The organism is Pseudomonas sp. NPDC098747, from assembly GCF_044760045.1.
In the GTDB taxonomy this organism is placed as follows: domain Bacteria; phylum Pseudomonadota; class Gammaproteobacteria; order Pseudomonadales; family Pseudomonadaceae; genus Aquipseudomonas.
Genome location: NZ_JBIWAL010000005.1, coordinates 122541 through 140044, shown reverse-complemented (window position 1 = coordinate 140044; position 17504 = coordinate 122541). Strand labels below are relative to the sequence as shown.

17 protein-coding genes and 1 pseudogene are annotated in these 17504 nt (G+C 59.0%); 11 read left to right on the top strand and 7 right to left on the bottom strand.

Features of this window, described 5'->3' with window-relative positions:
* Positions 1–113 precede the first annotated feature (113 nt).
* From ACIQVE_RS04940 to ACIQVE_RS04930, 3 genes are read right to left on the bottom strand one after another with little or no spacing between them, the layout of a single operon-like run.
* Positions 114–503 carry a hypothetical protein gene (locus ACIQVE_RS04940; RefSeq protein WP_402805096.1) on the bottom strand — a complete coding sequence of 130 codons (390 nt, stop codon included), beginning with the start codon at positions 501–503 and terminating at the stop codon, positions 114–116.
* Positions 500–1105, bottom strand: coding sequence for a hypothetical protein (locus ACIQVE_RS04935; protein ID WP_402805094.1), 606 nt, complete (start codon positions 1103–1105; stop codon positions 500–502). Before ACIQVE_RS04935 ends, ACIQVE_RS04940 begins: the two co-directional genes overlap by 4 nt.
* Positions 1106–1108: 3 nt before the next feature.
* Complete coding sequence (locus ACIQVE_RS04930; RefSeq protein WP_402805092.1) at positions 1109–1606, bottom strand: PAAR domain-containing protein; 498 nt, start codon at positions 1604–1606, stop codon at positions 1109–1111.
* Positions 1607–2289: 683 nt separating this feature from the next.
* On the opposite strand from ACIQVE_RS04930, the gene ACIQVE_RS04925 reads away from it, so the two are divergent.
* Entirely contained in the window at positions 2290–2649 is a 360-nt protein-coding gene (locus tag ACIQVE_RS04925; RefSeq protein ID WP_402805090.1) for a DUF6124 family protein, read from the top strand.
* Between the two features lie 180 nt (positions 2650–2829).
* On the opposite strand, the gene ACIQVE_RS04920 is transcribed toward ACIQVE_RS04925, so the two are convergent.
* Positions 2830–3771 carry an aromatic alcohol reductase gene (locus ACIQVE_RS04920; protein WP_402805088.1) on the bottom strand — a complete coding sequence of 314 codons (942 nt, stop codon included), beginning with the start codon at positions 3769–3771 and terminating at the stop codon, positions 2830–2832.
* Positions 3772–3866: 95 nt separating this feature from the next.
* On the opposite strand from ACIQVE_RS04920, the gene ACIQVE_RS04915 reads away from it, so the two are divergent.
* Together ACIQVE_RS04915 and ACIQVE_RS04910 are read left to right on the top strand one after the other, a co-directional pair.
* Entirely contained in the window at positions 3867–4325 is a 459-nt protein-coding gene (locus ACIQVE_RS04915) for a winged helix-turn-helix transcriptional regulator (protein WP_402805086.1), read from the top strand.
* A gap of 18 nt (positions 4326–4343) precedes the next feature.
* A pseudogene (locus ACIQVE_RS04910) lies at positions 4344–4475 on the top strand (DUF6124 family protein); the annotation flags it as partial.
* Positions 4476–4755: 280 nt separating this feature from the next.
* Here ACIQVE_RS04910 and ACIQVE_RS04905 read toward each other — a convergent pair.
* The 3 genes from ACIQVE_RS04905 to gspI all read right to left on the bottom strand — a co-directional run bounded on the left by ACIQVE_RS04905 (position 4756) and on the right by gspI (position 7546).
* Positions 4756–5325: a LemA family protein gene (locus ACIQVE_RS04905; protein ID WP_402805084.1), complete on the bottom strand. Its 570-nt coding sequence runs from the start codon at positions 5323–5325 to the stop codon at positions 4756–4758.
* 3 nt (positions 5326–5328) lie between these two features.
* Positions 5329–6432: a hypothetical protein gene (locus ACIQVE_RS04900; protein ID WP_402805082.1), complete on the bottom strand. Its 1104-nt coding sequence runs from the start codon at positions 6430–6432 to the stop codon at positions 5329–5331.
* Between the two features lie 727 nt (positions 6433–7159).
* The gene (gspI, locus tag ACIQVE_RS04895) at positions 7160–7546 is read right to left on the bottom strand and encodes a type II secretion system minor pseudopilin GspI (RefSeq protein ID WP_402805080.1); all 387 of its coding nucleotides are present in this window, start codon (positions 7544–7546) and stop codon (positions 7160–7162) included.
* A 147-nt stretch (positions 7547–7693) separates the two neighbouring features.
* Here gspI and gspG point away from each other — a divergent pair, with 147 nt between their 5' ends.
* The 8 genes from gspG (at position 7694) to ACIQVE_RS04855 (ending at position 17462) form a co-directional block, all read left to right on the top strand.
* Complete coding sequence (gene gspG, locus ACIQVE_RS04890; RefSeq protein ID WP_402805079.1) at positions 7694–8152, top strand: type II secretion system major pseudopilin GspG; 459 nt, start codon at positions 7694–7696, stop codon at positions 8150–8152.
* An 8-nt stretch (positions 8153–8160) separates the two neighbouring features.
* Positions 8161–9117, top strand: a complete 957-nt coding sequence (gspK, locus tag ACIQVE_RS04885; RefSeq protein ID WP_402805077.1) for a type II secretion system minor pseudopilin GspK — start codon at positions 8161–8163, stop codon at positions 9115–9117.
* Positions 9114–10292, top strand: coding sequence for a type II secretion system protein GspL (gene gspL, locus ACIQVE_RS04880; RefSeq protein WP_402805075.1), 1179 nt, complete (start codon positions 9114–9116; stop codon positions 10290–10292). Before gspK ends, gspL begins: the two co-directional genes overlap by 4 nt.
* The gene (gene gspM / locus ACIQVE_RS04875) at positions 10285–10833 is read left to right on the top strand and encodes a type II secretion system protein GspM (RefSeq protein WP_402805073.1); all 549 of its coding nucleotides are present in this window, start codon (positions 10285–10287) and stop codon (positions 10831–10833) included. The genes gspL and gspM overlap by 8 nt, the downstream gene beginning before the upstream one ends.
* On the top strand, positions 10830–13208 hold the full coding sequence (gspD, locus tag ACIQVE_RS04870) for a type II secretion system secretin GspD (protein ID WP_402805071.1): 2379 nt from the start codon (positions 10830–10832) through the stop codon (positions 13206–13208). Before gspM ends, gspD begins: the two co-directional genes overlap by 4 nt.
* Before the next feature lie 33 nt (positions 13209–13241).
* Positions 13242–14648, top strand: coding sequence for a type II secretion system ATPase GspE (gene gspE, locus ACIQVE_RS04865; RefSeq protein ID WP_402805069.1), 1407 nt, complete (start codon positions 13242–13244; stop codon positions 14646–14648).
* Positions 14648–15859, top strand: coding sequence for a type II secretion system inner membrane protein GspF (gspF, locus tag ACIQVE_RS04860; protein ID WP_402805067.1), 1212 nt, complete (start codon positions 14648–14650; stop codon positions 15857–15859). The genes gspE and gspF overlap by 1 nt, the downstream gene beginning before the upstream one ends.
* A gap of 499 nt (positions 15860–16358) precedes the next feature.
* A complete protein-coding gene (locus tag ACIQVE_RS04855; protein WP_402805065.1) occupies positions 16359–17462 on the top strand; it encodes a substrate-binding domain-containing protein in 1104 nt (367 codons plus the stop codon).
* Positions 17463–17504: the final 42 nt, after the last annotated feature.

Sequence of the window (17504 nt, the reverse complement as noted above, 5' to 3'; positions counted from 1 at the left end):
CGCCTTCGCGGGCAAGCCCGCTCCCACAGGGTTTTATGGTGATTGCAGATGTTGTGTACGACGCTGAAACCTATGGGAGTGGGTCGGTTCTGTTCCGCGCCTTCTTCATGTGGTTATTGAGGCGCTTCAGGACATTCACGGGTCCATCGCGTCACCGTCATCTCATTGAATTGCTCACCGATGGTATCGACGCGCAGGCAAGTTCCTTTCTTCGCGTAGTACAAGATGCAGCGCGAGCTATCAAACGAGCAGGTATCCAGCTCGAAGAACTTCCGTGCAGCCAACTGCCGCTCCACGCCACTGTATTCATAGCCGTCGGTGGTATGCATTCGCGTCGGCTTCCATCCTTGTTTGACTAGCTTGGCTTTGGCCGCCACCAGACGCTCACCGACGACGACGCCTGCTGGCCCTCGCTTGTCGTCTGACGCCTGTGAGCCATCGGCAAACGCTGCGCTGATACCCGTGCAATAAAATGCGACAAATACTAGGGTCGAAACCTTCATTTGACGGTTCCTCCAGCCGATTTGTAGCTCGACAAAAACTCCGGATATTTGGCGTAAGGTTGCGGGGGATAGTGATTCTTCTTGCCTGGGCCTTCGGGAAGTGCCGCCCACCTTGTTGCTGCCTTCGGCATCGCGCCCGGAATGTCACCGGCCTTGATCTTGTCGATCACACCGAGGGTGCGCAGAATGTCGACCGCGATAAGGTCTTGCGTATGAGGCGTAAAGTCGGTCAGCCCCATCTTTTCGCCATACTCGCGCCAAGTGGCAATGGTTATTTGATACAAACCCGATGCCGTAGTTGATCCGCCGAAGCCGGCACCCGGATGGGTGGACTCATCAGTGAAAGTCCATTTTCCGGTTTGAAAACCCTTTGCCCAGCCATATCCATATTTCGCGTGGTAGTCACCGCCTTCGGCTTTGGCAATGGCAACCAAAAATGCCTTCACGTTCTTATCCTTCAGATACTCCTCATTCTCCGCCCGTCTTTTTTGTTTTTTTGCGTCCAGTGCAACAGTTTTTGGGGTGGTGTCTTTGACGGCCGTCACTTCTCTCGTGGCGACGGGAGACATTTTCCTGCCATTTTTGCTAACCACTTCAGCCATGCCTTAGTCCTCAAGAAACAGCTTGATTGTTTCAGGCAGATGCGAACTCACTGTGTGCGTGTAGCCCATCGGATCACTTACACCATGTTCTAGACTGCCGTCAGCGCGTTGAATGGCGTATTCAAGATTGTTTAGCGGTTCGCCCGATTCTTGGTCAACCAACCTGAACTTGTCACTAAAGTGCACTGGCATCGGCAGCAGACCGCTGAAGGGCGCTGTTACGACGGTGTCGCCAATAATCACCGTTCCGGATCCGCCGACAACCACGTTGCCGTGGCCACCGGTACTGTCTTTAGTCGCAGCATTCAGCCCATTGATGAAAACCGTAGAGCTGACGGCGCCCGTGATAGGGCTACCGCATGCGGATTTATCGGTCATTCGAGCGGCGGCAAGTCCGTCGAAATTCACATTGGGCGAGCCGCTGACAATAGGGTTTGTGCCATGCCCGGGGAGAGGGCAATTGGTTGGATCTGTCACTCGCGCAGCGGGTTTGCCACTCATGAAATTTTCCTTTTCAAAGTTTCAGTTTTCCTTGACCTGAATGGAGTCGATCTGGGGGCGAGGGATATCGACCGCCAAAATAATGCGGTGTGTCCAGCGTGTACGCGCGAAGGAAAGGCATGTCCTTGGGGGGAGCGCATAAAGTTTTACTGTCCATGTAAATTTGCTGCGCGCAGCATGCCCGAGGCAGGCTTTGTGCTCAATAATTACTTACAAATTATTGGTTGACTGTTGGGGGTGGTCGCAACTCGGGGGCAAGTTGGGGTGATCTCTGGCAACACGTGACGGGATCGATTATAGAAATCTGGATGCGATGAGGCGCGATAAACGGCAATGTTTAAAAAGACATCTCCAGACACTCTCTCAGGCTACATGTCCTTGCGCCTTTGCCTACAGCTACGCCAGAATCCACCGGCTTGTGCGCCTTGGGGGCGGGTTCTATTGTGGTCTGGTCGCTGACGAATCAGTGATCGGGTTTCGCAGCCCGGAATAATCAAGGCGCACAGCGCTCCGAATTGTTGCCATTCAAAATTTATGGCAACGGTGCTTCATGGCGGCTGTGCGCGGGATACCTTCGGGTATGCCGGGTTCCTTGATTCCCGGTCTGCGAACCTGCGTACAGCTGCCACCTCCCTTCGTTTCGCAGCGAAATGTGGCGGCTCCAACAATCAAGGAGCTTCACCATGAGCAAACCAACACCCAACCCGCCCGAAACCGACTCGGTTTCTCCCTACGAATCCCTCGACTCAAAAAAACTCCACGAAGCCGCCGACCGCGCGCTCGACCATTACCTCTGTCCGCCCGGCTCTACACCACCTCCACGCAAAACCCGCGGGATGTATGCCGTGACGGCGGACAACAAAAACGAAGAACTGCTGATCGATGCCAGTGAAACACTTGCTTCGGCGCAAACCATCGCGCAGAACGTCGCCAGTCTGTTGCCGGCGTCGCAGCGTCGGGCGTTGTTGGGGATTGCGCAGTTGATCATGCTCGGAGAGTTGGCGGTGAATCGGGCGCTGGATAATTTGCAATTGCCGGGTTGATGCGGGTGTCGGGATCACCCGTTGATTGATCGGGTGCCAATTCTGGCGCTTTCGCGAGCAGGCTCGCTCCCACCTTTGAGCGTGTTCCAAGGTGGGAGTGCGCTGGCTCTTCAGCCGCGATAAATACCGAGACGATGTACGCGTTTCGGTACCCGCGAATGGCGGATTAATTTCTTCGCGTCAATCGACTGCCAGGTTATCCCGAGCCCACTGTTCAGCCGTAGTGACCTGAATCGACTGCTGCTCGTTGAAAGTCCCCGCTTTAGGCCACGCCACACCTCTGCCTTGGGCAAATACGGCGCGGTATTTTTTGATGTGGTGAGTGGGGTCTTTTTCCAGTTCCTGCATCAGGTACGGAACAGTCCAGACGTTACGCTTGAACGGACGCCCCAACACACGTTCAAGGAGGCTCGCCACCTGCCCATACGTCACCGTGTCGCCAGAGAGGTACACGATCTCATTGCGAAAGCGCGGTTCGTAGAAAACGATTTCCGCTGTCAGCTTACCGATGTCCTCCGGTGTCGTGAGCGTCACGCTGGTTTCCAGGCTGCCCAAGGCGTTGACGGTGTCGTTTTCAAAATCGACGACCTCAAATACCGGCTCGAACAGAAAGCTGGTGAACATGCCGGTCGAGATGATCACCCATTCGGTTTTGTCCTGGGCGCGGAGCAACTCGCGCACGTCGAGTTGTGCATCGAACAAATCCTGCGGGCTGCCCCGGCCAATTACTTCGAAATCGACGCCAAACTGCCATGGGAAATAGCGCTTCACGCCGGACCTGAGCGCAGCTGTCGCCAGTTTCATCGGCGTTTCACGGCCCGCGACCATGCCTGCGCAGCCTATGACGGTGTGGAATGCTGCGAACACTGTGGCCAGTTGATCGATGGAATCGTTAACCAAGTCTGCAGCGACCAGATGGATGCCTAGGTTGCGCAGTTCATCGATTTCCCGTTTTTTCTCAGGGCTTTGCGTGTTGATGGTCGAATCCCTGAGCAGAACGCTGATTGTGCTGCCGGGCGAGCGCTTTGCTACCCGCGCAAGATTGCGCAGCACCGGCAGGCCGAGTTCTCCGGCGCCAAGTACGAGAATTGATTGCGGGGAAGGGTGGGTCGCTTCGGTCATGATGTCTCCTGAATCCGTCGTCTGTATGATTTGGCGATGCTGGCACGATTGGGCAGCGCTCGGAAGAAGGCACACACGTGATACCAGGGGGACAAATGACCGATGAGGAAACCCTTAGCCAGGCAGAAGCGATCTGCCAGACACTAAGACGAGACGATGATGGCGTGCGGCGCGAAGTCCTGGCTCACGCCGGTAGCCGCTGGTCACTGGGTATCCTGCATGCCCTCGGTGTGTACGGCACGATGCGTCATGCCGAGATCAAACGGCAAATGACGGGCGTGACTCAGCGCATGTTGACCAAGACGCTCCGTGCGCTAGAACGCGATGGTCTGCTGATACGGCGAGAGTTGGATCAAGTGCCGCCCCATGTCGAGTATGAGCTGACGCCGTTGGGTATGGAGCTATTGGTCCGTATGTCGCCCATTTGGACGTGGGTCGTGGAACATGTCGACGATTTTCGCGAGGCGCGTCGCACGTTTGATAGCCAGAGTGGAAAAAAACCTTCATGGCAAATTCCGGTGGCGGGTCTGGTCGATTCAGAAGGGTCCGATTGAATAGTTGGTTCGGCTTGAACCATTGCGCAGAACGTCGCTGGCCTGTTGCCGGTGTTGCAGCGTCGGGCGTTGTTGGGGATTGCGCAGTTGATCATGCTCGGGGAGTTGGCGGTGAATCGGGCGTTGGATAATTTGCAATTGCCGGGGTGATGCGGAGTAGGGCTGGCAGCGATGGCACATGCGCTGTTTGTGCTGCCTGATACTCCGCTATCGCCAGCAGGCTGGCTCCCAAAGGGTTTTGTGTTGGTCACGGACATCGTGTTCGGCGCTGAAAGCTGTGGGAGCGGGTCGGTTACTGTCCCGCGCCGTCTTCATGTGGTTTGTTGCTGCTTTCTGCATCGCGCCTAGAAAAATCAGCGGAGGATCTACTCAAGGAGGGAGGTGATCGACCATCACCCTCACGGGTGATGGTTTCGATGCATCACGCGGGTTAGATATTCGGGGTGTAAGAGAAACCCTGCGAAGCTTCGGTATCGGAGAACGGCGTTACACGAGTTTTCTTGTTGAACAGGCCATTGACGACCGAGCCAGGGAACATTTCGATGGAGTTGTTGAACAGTTCGACGTTGCGATTGTAAATGGTGATGGCCGCGCCGACGTTCTCTTGTTGTTCGGCAATTTCACGCATCATGTTGTTCGCAGCTTCTGATGATTTCAGGTCAGGGTAAGCCTCAAAAGCGATGCGCAAACCACCCATCAGCTCCCTCGAGGCGGTTTCTACTGTCGTGAGCGCATTGCCGTCCGCTCTGGCAGGAAGGCCATTGATCGCGCTGCGAAGGCCGGTGATTTTTTCGAGGAGGCTGGCCTCAAAAACCATGAAGTCTGCGAGCACCTTTTGAAGCTGATCGAGAACTTTTGTCTTCTGGCGTTCGTAAACAAGGACGTCCGACCAGGCACGTTGTACTCGGTTGTGCCCCCCAATAATGCCGTTGTAGATGCTGAAGCCCACTACGATTATGACGACAGCGATAACAGCGGAGAGGATGAGTGCAATGTCCATGGCTTACTTCTCTTGGCGGGTTGTTAGGGGAGAGGCGGTAAAGTTGTCATCGTGCAGCTCACTGAGTGCATGGCTCCATTGGAGCGCAGACATCAGGCGCGGCAGATCGACACCGGCAGAAATTTCTGCGTAAAACTCGTTGGGTGCAGCCAGCGAATATTGAGTACCGAACGTGAGTAGGTCGCTGCTCGCGAAGCTGAGGCAAAACTTTCCACTGTCGGCGAACTCCAGGTTCGGACTGTTGAGTATGTTGAATAGCTTCAGCAAGCGCAGCACCGTCGAAGGTTTGATGAATTTCGCACAGACCATCTCGCTACGCCCGGTCAAACGGAACGCTTTGTTAAAATCCGGAGAAGCCGTGTCCATCGGGCACGGATAGTCGTTCTGTGAGTGTCCATCAGATCTAACCGATATTCCGGTAACCCATGGAAAGTCGATGACCAGACTGTACCGGTCGTAGTGGTCATAAACCACTCGAGTCACTGTTTTGGTTCCTCCCTTGCCGTCGTTAACAGTGGTTTTTACCGTTCGTTTGTCGACGTAGTGCAGCCGGTGGTACTCGTAAGGGAGGTTGTGGCGCGGGCCGGTAAATACACCCTGTAGCGACTGGACCAACTCGCGGCTGTAGTTGCCCCGCCGGTAATCAGCAAATTGCGCATCCAGCTTGTTCAAGGTATAGCGCGAGTCTTCTTCCAGGCGAGTCAATCCGTTGTGGAAGTACGATGACAGTCGAGCAATTCTGCTACTGAGCGCAGGCAAGCGATCAGCTTTGGAACTCATCCATGCCAGGCTCCCACCGATAAACCCGATGCCGAGCAAACCAGTGACCGTACCGAACAAGGCAGGCTCAACTTGCAGGCGGTAGAAAAAAGAAAGGACAGTGTAGGAGTTCATATAGCCAAAAAAGGCCACAGCACCCGCAATCAAGAACACGCCAATACCGAAAAACCACCATGCGCGTGTGCAATTGAATTTGAGCGGGCCATCGTACGAGACGAACTCATGGATCGCTTTCAATAGGTCAGCATTGGACTCAGCCGTATCAAGACTGGCTTCGCTCTCAGCCAGCAACTTGTTTAATCTCGCGTTCTGCGATGAGTTGCTCATGTCAGGTATCCATTGATTCAGGGATGCCTGGTGCGGTAGCAGCGGCCCGGATTGAGGATTTGGCGCTATTCATAATCTGTCAGAATTTTGGAAAAGGAGGGGACGATAGCATTGTCATGGCAATGATGGCTTCTGGCCTGTCTCCGGTTCTGGAAATGATTCTTCCGGGATGGGGGGGCAAAAGCTACCCTCACCCCAGCCCTCTCCCGGAGGGAGAGGGGGCCGACCGAGGTGTCTTGCGGGGTACGTCGACCCGGCTGAACTTGGCGATTATGGCTTTGGTGAAGGGACTTCGCGATTATGGCTTTGTGGTTCTGGGGGGCGAGAGCAGAAGCTACCCTCACCCCAGCCCTCTCCCGGAGGGAGAGGGGGCCGACCGAGGTGTCTTGCGGGGTACGTCGACCTGGATGAACTTGGCGATTATGGCTTTGGTGAAGGGACTTCGCGATTATGGCTTTGTGGTTCTGGGGGGCGAGAGCAGAAGCTACCCTCACCCCAGCCCTCTCCCGGAGGGAGAGGGGGCCGGCCGAGGTGTCTTGCGGGGTACGTCGACCTGGAAGAACTTGGCGATTATGGCTTTGGTGAAAGACCTTGGCGATTATGGGGTTGGTGAAGGACCTTTGATTTGGCTTTGTGAGCTTGGCAATTGTGGATTCAATGAACGGCTTTCAAGTCGGTGTAGCTTTCAAATATCCCCGAATCGGTTCCCTCTACCTCTGGGAGAGGGCTAGGGTGAGGGGCTTTCGGTTCGGGACAACAAGGTCTCCAGCCTGGCCAACGGCGGCGCGTCCTGGTTGCGGTCGAATACTTGGATGCCGATCTTCAGCAATCGACCATTCTCCGCCGCACCAATCACCTGCTCACACCGCAACAACAACCGCCCCTGATCACACTCCATCGCCTTCATCCCCGTCGGCAACTTCGCCTCCAGTCGCAACTCCGCCATCCGACTCTGCGCCGCAATCAGCGCAATCGACCGATCCCGCAATACCCCATTACTCTGCGTCATCAACCCCGCCACACGCACAGCCGCCGACATCGCCACGGCAATAATCGCCAGCGCCACCAGCACTTCTATCAGGGTAAATCCGCTTTCTCGGGAAGGCGCACGCATGGAGGGCTCAAAGCGAAAACACAGCCCTCGACGCTAACCCCCGTCCTTGACGGCTTGACGACGAAAACTCCCGAGGATTTTCAACATCCCTGACATATCTTCTTGCAACACTGCGCGTCGAATCGAATCAAGCCAAGGAATGTCGAGATGGATATCGCACAGTTCAAACCGCTTAAGCCGTCGCCTCGGTTGCCCCGTGGCCAGGGGGGGTTCACCCTGATCGAGATCATGGTGGTCGTGGTGATTCTCGGGATTCTTGCGGCGATGGTGGTGCCTAAAGTGCTTGATCGTCCGGATCAGGCGCGAGCGACGGCGGCGAAGCAGGACATTGGCGGGTTGATGCAGGCGCTCAAGCTGTATCGTCTCGATCACGGCACTTACCCGAGCATGAATCAGGGTTTGAAAGTGCTGGTGGAACGTCCGGCGGATGCGAAGAACAGTAACTGGCGCTCGTACCTGGAGCGTTTGCCCAACGATCCGTGGGGCCGTCCTTATCAATACCTCAACCCCGGCGCCAACGGCGAAATCGACATTTTTTCGCTCGGTGCCGATGGCCAGCCTGACGGCGACGGCGTGAATGCCGATATCGGTTCCTGGCAGCTGTAAGGCCGGCCATGAACAGACGTTCGCCTGATCTGGCGAAGCAACAAGGCATGGCGATTATCAGCGCGTTGCTGATTGCTGCCGTGGTGGCGGTGATTGCTGCCGGCATGTTGACCCGCCAGAGCGTTGCGACCCGTGCACTGGAGGCCGATCAGCACCGCGTGCAGGGGCGGTGGATGGTGCAGGGCGGTTTGGAGATCAGCCGCCAATTGCTGTGGGACGCGCGCCAGCGCGATCCGTTGACCCGGCTCGATCAGCCGTGGGCGCAACGCTTGATCGCGCAGGGATTCGAGGGGCGGCTGGAGGATGAGCAGGGCAAGTTCAACCTGCGCAATCTGGTGGCCAACGAGCGTGTCGATGAGGCGCAGATTCAGGCGTTTGGGCGCTTGTGCGAGTTGATCGGGATCAGCGCCGGTTTGAGTCAGCGCATCAGTCAGCGGGTGATCGCGTCCTACCCGCGACTGCTGACCCCGCCAGTCGCTGATAACAACAGCAACTTCGACAGTGGTCGCGCCACATCACCCAACGCCTCGCGAAAGCCTGAGAATCCGAAACTGCCGATGCTGCGCAACCTCGATGATTTGCGCAGCGTCGAGGGGGTCAATGACGCCGTTATCAGCAAGCTTGCGCCGTACATTACGGTGATCCCCGCGACGACATGGATTAACGGCAACACCGCCACCGCGCCTGTGTTGGCCGCGTATGTGCCGGGTTTGTCGCTGGAGCGTGCGCAGGCGTTGATCAATGAACGTGACGCCGGGCGCTGGTTCATCAACCGGGGCGATTTCGTCAACCGTCTGCGCATGCCGAATCTGGAACTGACGAGCGTCAAGGTCGGCATCACCAGCGACTGGTTTCGCCTGCGCGGTGAAGCGCGTCGCGAGCAGCGGCGGGTCAGTCTCGATGCGTTGCTGCATCGCAGCCAGGATCGTCTGCCGCAGGTGATCTGGTCGCGGGTGGGCGCATGAATCAGTTGAGAGTTGCCCTGCCGCCATTGGCGGATCTTGATCTCGACAGTGAGTTGAACTGCGCCTGGCTGGATCGTCAGGGCCAGGTCAGCCGTGAAGAACGCCGTAGCCTGAAGCAGTTGAGTCAGATGCCGAAACAGCCGCCGCTGATGGGCTTTCTGCACCCGGCGGACAGCCTGCTGGCGAGTATTGATTTGCCGCCGTTGCCGGCCAACAAGACCGCCGCGGCGGTGCAATGTGCGGCGCAAGCCTTGATGCTCGGCGACAGCAGCGAAATGCACATCGCCCACAGTCCGCGTGACGCAGCGGGTCGGGTGCAGATCGCGTGGGTGCCGCGGCAATCCTTGCAGCGACTCGGCCAGATGCTCAAAAACACCGGTTTGAATCTGCGCGGCCTGTACCCGGCAGCCTACTGCTTGCCGGTGCTGCCGGGCACCGTCGCTTGTGTGCAGGACGGTCACTTGCTGCTGCGCGAAAGTGTGCAGATGGCGCAGGTTCAGCCGTTGTTCGATGAAGGCGTCGACCACATTCTGTGGGAACCGGGGACACAGTTGCACTGGATCGGCGACGCAGCGCCGCCCGGTGTCGATCTGCCGATGTCCGAGGCGCAGCGCTGGACCGGGCCGTTGCCAGGCTGGGGTTTGCACGGTGCGGTGCAACAGCAAGGCACTGCACATCGCGGCTGGGGCAGGGCGATCGGTTTTTCGGTGTTGGCCGTGGCGGTGTGGGTGGTCGGGTTGAACCTGTATGCGGCGCGCGAAGCCAGTCAGGGGCAGCAGCTCAAAAGTCAGATGACGCAGCGCGTGAAGCAGGCGTTCCCCGAGTTGCCGGTGATCCTCAATCCATTGCAACAGGCCCGTCAGCAATTGACGGCGCGGCAGAAAGGGGCAGCGGACGATCCCTCGCAGAATTTCAATCGACTGGTGTTGCAGGCCGCGACGGGCATCCCGTTCATGGCCGGCAGTGTTGAGCGTCTGACGTTTGTCGACGGGACGCTGCAACTCGGTCTGCTCGCCGAGGCGCGTCGCAGCGGCAACGACAAGGATTGGCAAAGCACGCTTGCACAGGCCGGCATCAGCGTGACTGCCGATGACGACGGCTGGACATTGCGCCCGGCCACTGAAGCGACCACTGGCGAAAGCGAAGACAACAGCAGCGAGGCAGAAGATGAATAAGGCATCGCTGGCGATTTACCGCGCCCGTTGGCAGCGTTTCAACAGTCAGTTGCAGGCACGTTGGCAGCCGTTGGCATTGCGCGAAAAACGCATGGTCGGCGGGATGGCAATCGCGGTGATCGGTCTGCTGGTCTGGGTCGCGCTGATCCAGCCACCGCTGAAGAAAATCGCTTACTGGCAAAGCGAAACGCCGAAGTTGCGCGCTCAGACGCAAGCGCTGGAGGTGGTGCTGCGCGACGTCAGCGTGCGCCCGGACGGGCAAAGTGTCGGCCAGTCGCTGGAGCAATCCTTACAAGCGAGCGGTCTGGCCGGACACTATCAATTACAGGCTTCGGAGGCGGGCGCATGGCAGCTGACCTTCGACGTCGCACCGGCCGACGCGGTGCTCGACTGGCTGCTGAGCCAGCCGTCACAACTTTCTCTGCAAGTAGTCGAGGCCCGTTTGCAACGCGCAGACGCGGCCACGACTGAAGTCACTGCCGGCACTCTGTCAGGCACCGTTCGCATGGATCAGGCGCTTGGCGCTAAGGAAGCTTCATGAAGGGGTCAGGATCCAAACCGACGCGCATGGCGTTGCCGCTGCTGCTGATGGCATTAAGCGCGTGCAGCAACACCTCCACGCCGAAAGATCAGCCGCCGTTGCTGGTCGACAGCGAACTCGGCCGTCCACTGGCCAACACTCAGCGCAGTGGCGATGCAGTGCTCGACCGTGAGCGGATGCAGGCGCAAGCCAGGCCTGCGCCAAAACAGTTGCACAACATCACCGAGCGCAGCCGTGGCGGCGGCGCTCCACGCGGCACCACGTTGCCGAGCAATCCACTGGGCGATCAACCGGTGACGCTGAATTTTGTCGAGGCGGATATTCAAGCGGTGGTGCGCGCGTTGTCGCGTTCGACCGGGCAGCAGTTTCTGGTCGATCCGCGGGTCAAGGGCAATCTGACGCTGGTGTCGGAAGGTCAGGTGCCGGCGCGTCAGGCTTACGACATGTTGCTTTCGGCGTTGCGCATGCAGGGTTTTGCCGTGGTCGATGTGGGTGGTGTCGCGCAAGTGGTTCCGGAGGCCGATGCGAAGTTGCTCGGAGGGCCGATCTACAGTGCCGACAAACCCGTTGGCAACGGCATGCTCACCCGCACCTTTCGCCTGCAATACGAGAACGCGGTGAACCTGATTCCGGTGCTGCGCCCGATCGTCTCACCGAACAATCCGATCAATGCTTACCCCGGTAACAACACTATCGTGGTCACCGATTACGCCGAGAACCTGACCCGCGTCGCGCAGTTGATCGCCGGCATCGACACGCCGAGCGCGATCGACACCGATGTGGTGCAGATCGAGAACGGCATCGCCGCTGACATCGCGCCGATGGTTGCCGACCTGCTCGACGCGCCGGGCAATGATCCGACGCAGAAAATCGCCGTGATCGGCGATCCGCGCTCCAACACCATCATCATCCGCGCCGGCAGCCCTGAGCGCACCGAGCTGGCGCGTAATCTGATCTACAAACTCGACAACGCGCAGAGCAATCCGAGCAACCTGCACGTGGTTTATCTGCGCAACGCCCAAGCGGCAAAACTGGCTCAGGCACTGCGCGGTTTGCTCACCGGCGAAAGCGACAGCGGCACCAGCGACAGTGCGCGTTCGGTGCTCAGTGCGATGGGTAGTAATACCGGCAGTTCCGGCGGGCAAAACGGCCAGAGCAGCACGCAAACCAGCGGCACCACGTCGACCGGCAATTCCAGCGGCGGCAGCGGCGGCAGTTACGCCCAGGGCAGTGGCGGCACCAGTGGCAATGGCGGTGCGCAGGCCAGCGAGCAGAACGTCGCTTTCAGCGCTGGCGGCGTGACGATTCAGGCTGACGCGACCACCAATACCTTGCTGATTTCCGCACCGGAGCCGTTGTATCGCAACCTGCGTGAAGTCATCGACTTGCTCGACCAACGCCGCGCGCAAGTGGTGATCGAAAGCCTGATCGTCGAAGTTGGCGAGGACGATGCCAGCGAATTTGGCGTGCAATGGCAGACCGGCAACCTCGGCGGCAAAGGCGTGATCGGCGGTGCGAACCTGGGTGGCTCGGGGATCAACCTCAACGGCAAGACCAGCCTCGACGTGCTGCCCCAGGGTTTGAACCTTGGCTACGTTAACGGCACCGTGGAAATCCCCGGCATCGGCAAGATTCTTGATCTGAAAGTGCTGGCTCGCGCCTTGAAGAGCAAGGGCGGCACCAACGTGCTGTCGACGCCGAACCTGCTGACGCTGGATAACGAAGCCGCGAGCATTTTTGTGGGCCAGACCATTCCGTTTGTCAGCGGCAGCTACGTGACCGGCGGCGGAGGCACCAGCAACAACCCGTTCCAGACCGTGACTCGTGAAGAGGTGGGGCTGAAGCTGAACGTCCGCCCGCAGATTTCCGAGGGCGGCACGGTCAAGCTCGACATTTACCAGGAAGTCAGCAGCATCGACGAACGCGCCTCCAACAGCGCGACATCGACGGGAATCGTCACCAACAAACGCGCAATCGACACCAGCATTTTGCTCGACGACGGCCAGATCATGGTGCTTGGCGGTTTGCTGCAGGACGGCTACAGCCAGAGCAACGACGCCGTGCCGTGGCTGTCGACCATCCCTGGTATCGGCGCGCTGTTTCGCAACGAACGCCGGGCGATCACCAAGACCAACCTGATGGTGTTCCTGCGCCCGTACATCATCCGCGACAGCGAAGCGGGGCGCAGCATCACCCTCAACCGCTACGACTTCATGCGCCGCGCGCAGGGTGGTTTGCAGCCGGAACGCAGTTGGGCGATGCCCGATATGCAGGCACCGCAATTGCCAGCAGCGGAGCAGGGTGTGCCGGCCCCGACGTCTGGCCCGCGTGCAACGATCAGAGCGGTGCCGATCCAGCCGGGCCCGCGTTTATGAGCCGAGTGATAACTGTGGCGAGGGTGACTTGAGATGAGTTCACTGCCCTACGCCTGGGCCAAAGCCCAGCGCATTCTTCTGCGCGACGGGCTGCTGACCGTGTGCCCATCCACCCCCGGCTGGTCGATCAGCGAAGTGCGTCGGCAGTTCGGTGCGGCAAACGTCGAGCGAGTGCGCGATGACGAGTTCGACGGTTTGCTCGCCGCCGCTTACGCCGATACCGGCAGCGCGGCGGCGGTGGTGGGGGCCGCCGAGAACGAAGTCGATCTCGATCGGCTCATGCAGGACATGCCGGAAATCACCGACCTGCTCGACACCCAGGACGGCGCGCCGGTGATCCGCATGATCAACGCCTTGCTCACGCAAGCGGCGCGCGACGAAGCCAGCGACATTCACATCGAACCGTTCGAAACCCATTCAGTGGTGCGCTATCGCGTCGACGGCACCCTGCGCGACGTGGTTTCACCGCGCAAGGCGCTGCACGGTGCGCTGGTGTCGCGGATCAAGATCATGGCCCAACTCGACATTGCCGAAAAACGCCTGCCGCAGGATGGCCGTATCGCCTTGCGTGTGGCCGGCCGACCGATCGACATTCGCGTTTCCACCGTGCCCACCGGCCACGGCGAACGCGTGGTGATGCGTCTGCTCGACAAACAGGCCGGGCGCCTGCACCTCGAAACCCTGGGCATGGACGCGCAGGTTCTGGCCAAACTCGATCACCTGATCCGCCAGCCCCACGGCATCGTGCTGGTCACAGGCCCAACGGGCAGCGGCAAAACCACCAGCCTTTACGCGGCATTGGCGCGGCTGGATGCGAGCACCAGCAACATCCTCACCGTCGAAGACCCGGTGGAATACGACCTGCCGGGCATCAGCCAGATTCAGGTCAACGCCAAGATCGACATGACCTTTGCCCTGGCCTTGCGGGCGATTCTGCGCCAGGACCCGGACATCATCATGATCGGCGAAATCCGCGACCTGGAAACCGCACAAATCGCCGTGCAGGCCTCGCTCACCGGGCACTTGGTGCTGGCGACCTTGCACACCAACGACGCGGTGTCGGCGGTCAACCGCTTGATCGACATGGGCGTCGAGCCGTTTCTGCTCGCGTCTTCAATGCTCGGGGTTTTGGCGCAGCGGCTGGTGCGACGGCTGTGCAATCAATGCAAGGAAGAAGACCCGACCGCGCCCGGCACCTGGCGTCCGGTCGGTTGCGCGACCTGCAATCACACCGGTTACAGCGGCCGAACCGGCATTCATGAATTGTTCTGCATCGACGACGACATCCGCACCCTGATTCACCAAGGGGCAGGGGAGCAGGCCTTGCGTGCGGCGGCCAACAAGGCCGGCATGTTCAGCCTGCGTGAGGACGGTGAGCGCTGGATTCGCAGCGGCGCCACCGCCCCTGAAGAAATCTTGCGCGTGACACGGGACGCCTGATGAATCGCTATCGTTTTGAAGCCGCCGATGCCACCGGCAAGATCGAGTCCGGGCATCTGGAAGCCGACAGTCAGACCGCTGCGTTCAGCGCGTTACGCGCACGCAATTTGACCGCGCTATCGGTGAGTAAAGAAAGCAACGTCGCCAGTCACGGCGGCGGTGGATTGTTCAGCGCCAAACTCTCCGATAACGATTTGGCCTGGGCCACGCGGCAACTGTCGAGCCTGCTCGGCGCAAGCCTGCCGCTGGAGGCTGCGTTAAGTGCTACGGTCGAACAGGCCGAGAAAAAACACATCGCCCACACGCTGAGCGCAGTGCGCGCGGACGTACGCAGCGGTATGCGTCTGGCCGAATCGCTGGCGTCGCGGCCGCGGGATTTTCCCGAGATCTATCGCGCGCTGATCGCCGCAGGGGAAGAGTCTGGGGATCTGGCGCAAGTGATGGAGCGGCTCGCCGATTACATCGAGGAGCGCAACAACCTGCGCGGCAAGATTCTCACCGCGTTTATCTATCCGGGCGTGGTCGGGCTGGTGTCGATCGGCATTGTGATTTTCCTGCTCAGTTACGTGGTGCCGCAGGTGGTCAGCGCGTTTTCCCAGGCACGGCAGGATTTGCCGGGGCTGACGCTGGCGATGCTGACGGCCAGTGATTTCATTCGTGCGTGGGGCTGGTTGTGTGCAGCGGTCATGGCGGGGGCGTTCTGGAGTTGGCGCCTTTATCTGCGCAATCCGGCGGCGCGTTTGAGTTGGCATCATCGGGTGCTGAAGTTGCCGTTGATTGGTCGCTTCATTCTGGGCCTGAACACCGCACGATTTGCCTCGACTCTGGCGATTCTTGGTGGCGCGGGGGTGCCGTTATTAAGAGCATTGGAAGCGGCGCGGCAGACCTTGTCCAACGACCGCTTGAGCCTGAGCGTCAACAATGCCACGGCCAAAGTACGCGAGGGCGTCAACCTCGCCGCCGCCCTCAGGGTGGAAAACGTGTTTCCGCCGGTGCTGATTCACTTGATCGCCAGTGGCGAGAAAACCGGCTCGCTGCCACCGATGCTGGAGCGCGCAGCGCAAACCCTGTCGCGCGATATCGAACGCCGGGCAATGGGCATGACCGCGTTGCTTGAGCCGCTGATGATTGTGGTGATGGGTGGGGTGGTGTTGGTGATTGTGATGGCCGTGCTACTGCCGATCATCGAGATCAACCAACTGGTTCAGTAGTGGTATGTCTGATGTTTTGAGGGTGTCTGGACTGGCCCCATCGCAGGCAAGCCAGCTCCCACAGGTTGTTGTGTTGTGCCCCAGATTGCATTAACAAAACGGCTCCCTGTGGGAGCTGGCTTGCCAGCGATGGCGGCTGTTCATCCGACAAATCTCTCAAATAACTTTCACCTGTGTACCTACCACCCGAGCCCCGATCCCGCCATCCTCGGGTTCTCCTTTCTGTCATCTGCAACGGCCCTTCAACGGCTCCAGCCCGATTGCGCGAAACACTTGATCCAGACACACCCTCGACCCGCGCAAACACCCGAGAACACCTCTCGAAAATCCCCTCGCACCTCCCGAGGTTTTTTCCTTTATCTGTCACCGGAAACTGCGAATTTCTCAGTGCGACTTAACCACGGGCCACGCTAGCAACGGTCAGCGGTGAGTCTTCCCAGTGTCATGCAAGCAATCTGAAACCCTGTGTTCACAACCCCCGTTGAAAAGGAGATTCTTCATGTTCAAGCGCACTCTGATCGCAGCCTCACTGACCGTCGCCGCTCTGGCATCCGCCCAGGCCATGGCCGTAACCGGTGGTGGCGCTTCACTGCCTGCCGCTCTGTACAAAGGTTCTGCCAATAGCATCCTGCCTGCCAACTTCAGCTACGCCGTAACCGGTAGCGGCATTGGCAAAAGTGCTTTCCTGACCAACAACGCTGCACAGTTCAGCACCACTGGCACTGTGCATTTCGCCGGTAGCGACTCGATCCTCAGCGGCACGGAAATCAGCACCTACAACACCAACTTCGGCACCTCGTTTGGTCCGCTGATCCAACTGCCATCGGTAGCCACTTCGGTTGCCATCCCTTACAAAAAGGCCGGCAACACCACCCTCAACCTGACCAGCGCTCAACTGTGTGATGCCTTGTCGGGCACCAAGACTACCTGGGGCGCGCTGTTGGGTACCTCCGACACCACCGCGATCCGCGTTGTTTATCGCACCGCTTCGAGCGGCACCACCGAAATCCTCAGCCGTCACCTGAACTCGATCTGCCCGACCAAGTTCGCGGTCAACACCACCTTCACCAACGCACGTCTGCCAGCAGGTTCCGCTGTGCCGTCGAACTGGGTAGGCGTGGCCAATACCGCTGACGTTGCCCCGGCAGTCAACGCGGTTGACGGTTCCATCGGTTATGTCGGTCCGGACGGTGTCAACGCTTCGAGCAACGCTGTTGTTGCCCGTATCAACGGTGTTCAGCCAACCAGCGCCAACGTCAACACTGCTCTGGCTTCGGCTCCACTGCCAACCAACGCGGCCAACCCGGCGCAGTGGTCCCCTGTGGTTGCCAACCCGTCCAGCGGTTATGCAATGGCTGCTTACACCAACTTCATCTTCGGCCAGTGCTACAAGGACGCAGCCGTGGCCGCTGACGTCAAAGCGTTCCTGACCAAGCACTACAGCACTCCGGGCAACGCCGTGGCCACTGCCGCTCACGGTTTCATTCCGGTTCCAACCAACTGGAAAACCGCTGTAACCGCCAACTTCATCACCAACTCCACCGGCAACAACCTGGACATCAACAACGCCAGCGTCTGCAACACTGTTGGTCGTCCTTTGTAAGCATCACCTTGTAAGCCGCAACAGGAATGGCAGTCCCTTGGG

Excerpts from the sequence above, each read along its gene's own strand:
- ACIQVE_RS04935 (WP_402805094.1), bottom strand. The coding sequence starts at position 1,105 with ATGGCTGAAGTGGTTAGCAAAAATGGCAGGAAAATGTCTCCCGTCGCC.
- ACIQVE_RS04925 (WP_402805090.1), top strand. The coding sequence starts at position 2,290 with ATGAGCAAACCAACACCCAACCCGCCCGAAACCGACTCGGTTTCTCCC.
- ACIQVE_RS04905 (WP_402805084.1), bottom strand. The coding sequence starts at position 5,325 with ATGGACATTGCACTCATCCTCTCCGCTGTTATCGCTGTCGTCATAATC.
- ACIQVE_RS04855 (WP_402805065.1), top strand. The coding sequence starts at position 16,359 with ATGTTCAAGCGCACTCTGATCGCAGCCTCACTGACCGTCGCCGCTCTG.
- gspL (WP_402805075.1), top strand. The coding sequence starts at position 9,114 with ATGAATCAGTTGAGAGTTGCCCTGCCGCCATTGGCGGATCTTGATCTC.
- ACIQVE_RS04900 (WP_402805082.1), bottom strand. The coding sequence starts at position 6,432 with ATGAGCAACTCATCGCAGAACGCGAGATTAAACAAGTTGCTGGCTGAG.
- gspK (WP_402805077.1), top strand. The coding sequence starts at position 8,161 with ATGAACAGACGTTCGCCTGATCTGGCGAAGCAACAAGGCATGGCGATT.
- ACIQVE_RS04915 (WP_402805086.1), top strand. The coding sequence starts at position 3,867 with ATGACCGATGAGGAAACCCTTAGCCAGGCAGAAGCGATCTGCCAGACA.
- gspG (WP_402805079.1), top strand. The coding sequence starts at position 7,694 with ATGGATATCGCACAGTTCAAACCGCTTAAGCCGTCGCCTCGGTTGCCC.
- gspM (WP_402805073.1), top strand. The coding sequence starts at position 10,285 with ATGAATAAGGCATCGCTGGCGATTTACCGCGCCCGTTGGCAGCGTTTC.
- gspD (WP_402805071.1), top strand. The coding sequence starts at position 10,830 with ATGAAGGGGTCAGGATCCAAACCGACGCGCATGGCGTTGCCGCTGCTG.
- ACIQVE_RS04920 (WP_402805088.1), bottom strand. The coding sequence starts at position 3,771 with ATGACCGAAGCGACCCACCCTTCCCCGCAATCAATTCTCGTACTTGGC.
- gspF (WP_402805067.1), top strand. The coding sequence starts at position 14,648 with ATGAATCGCTATCGTTTTGAAGCCGCCGATGCCACCGGCAAGATCGAG.
- gspI (WP_402805080.1), bottom strand. The coding sequence starts at position 7,546 with ATGCGTGCGCCTTCCCGAGAAAGCGGATTTACCCTGATAGAAGTGCTG.
- gspE (WP_402805069.1), top strand. The coding sequence starts at position 13,242 with ATGAGTTCACTGCCCTACGCCTGGGCCAAAGCCCAGCGCATTCTTCTG.
- ACIQVE_RS04940 (WP_402805096.1), bottom strand. The coding sequence starts at position 503 with ATGAAGGTTTCGACCCTAGTATTTGTCGCATTTTATTGCACGGGTATC.
- ACIQVE_RS04930 (WP_402805092.1), bottom strand. The coding sequence starts at position 1,606 with ATGAGTGGCAAACCCGCTGCGCGAGTGACAGATCCAACCAATTGCCCT.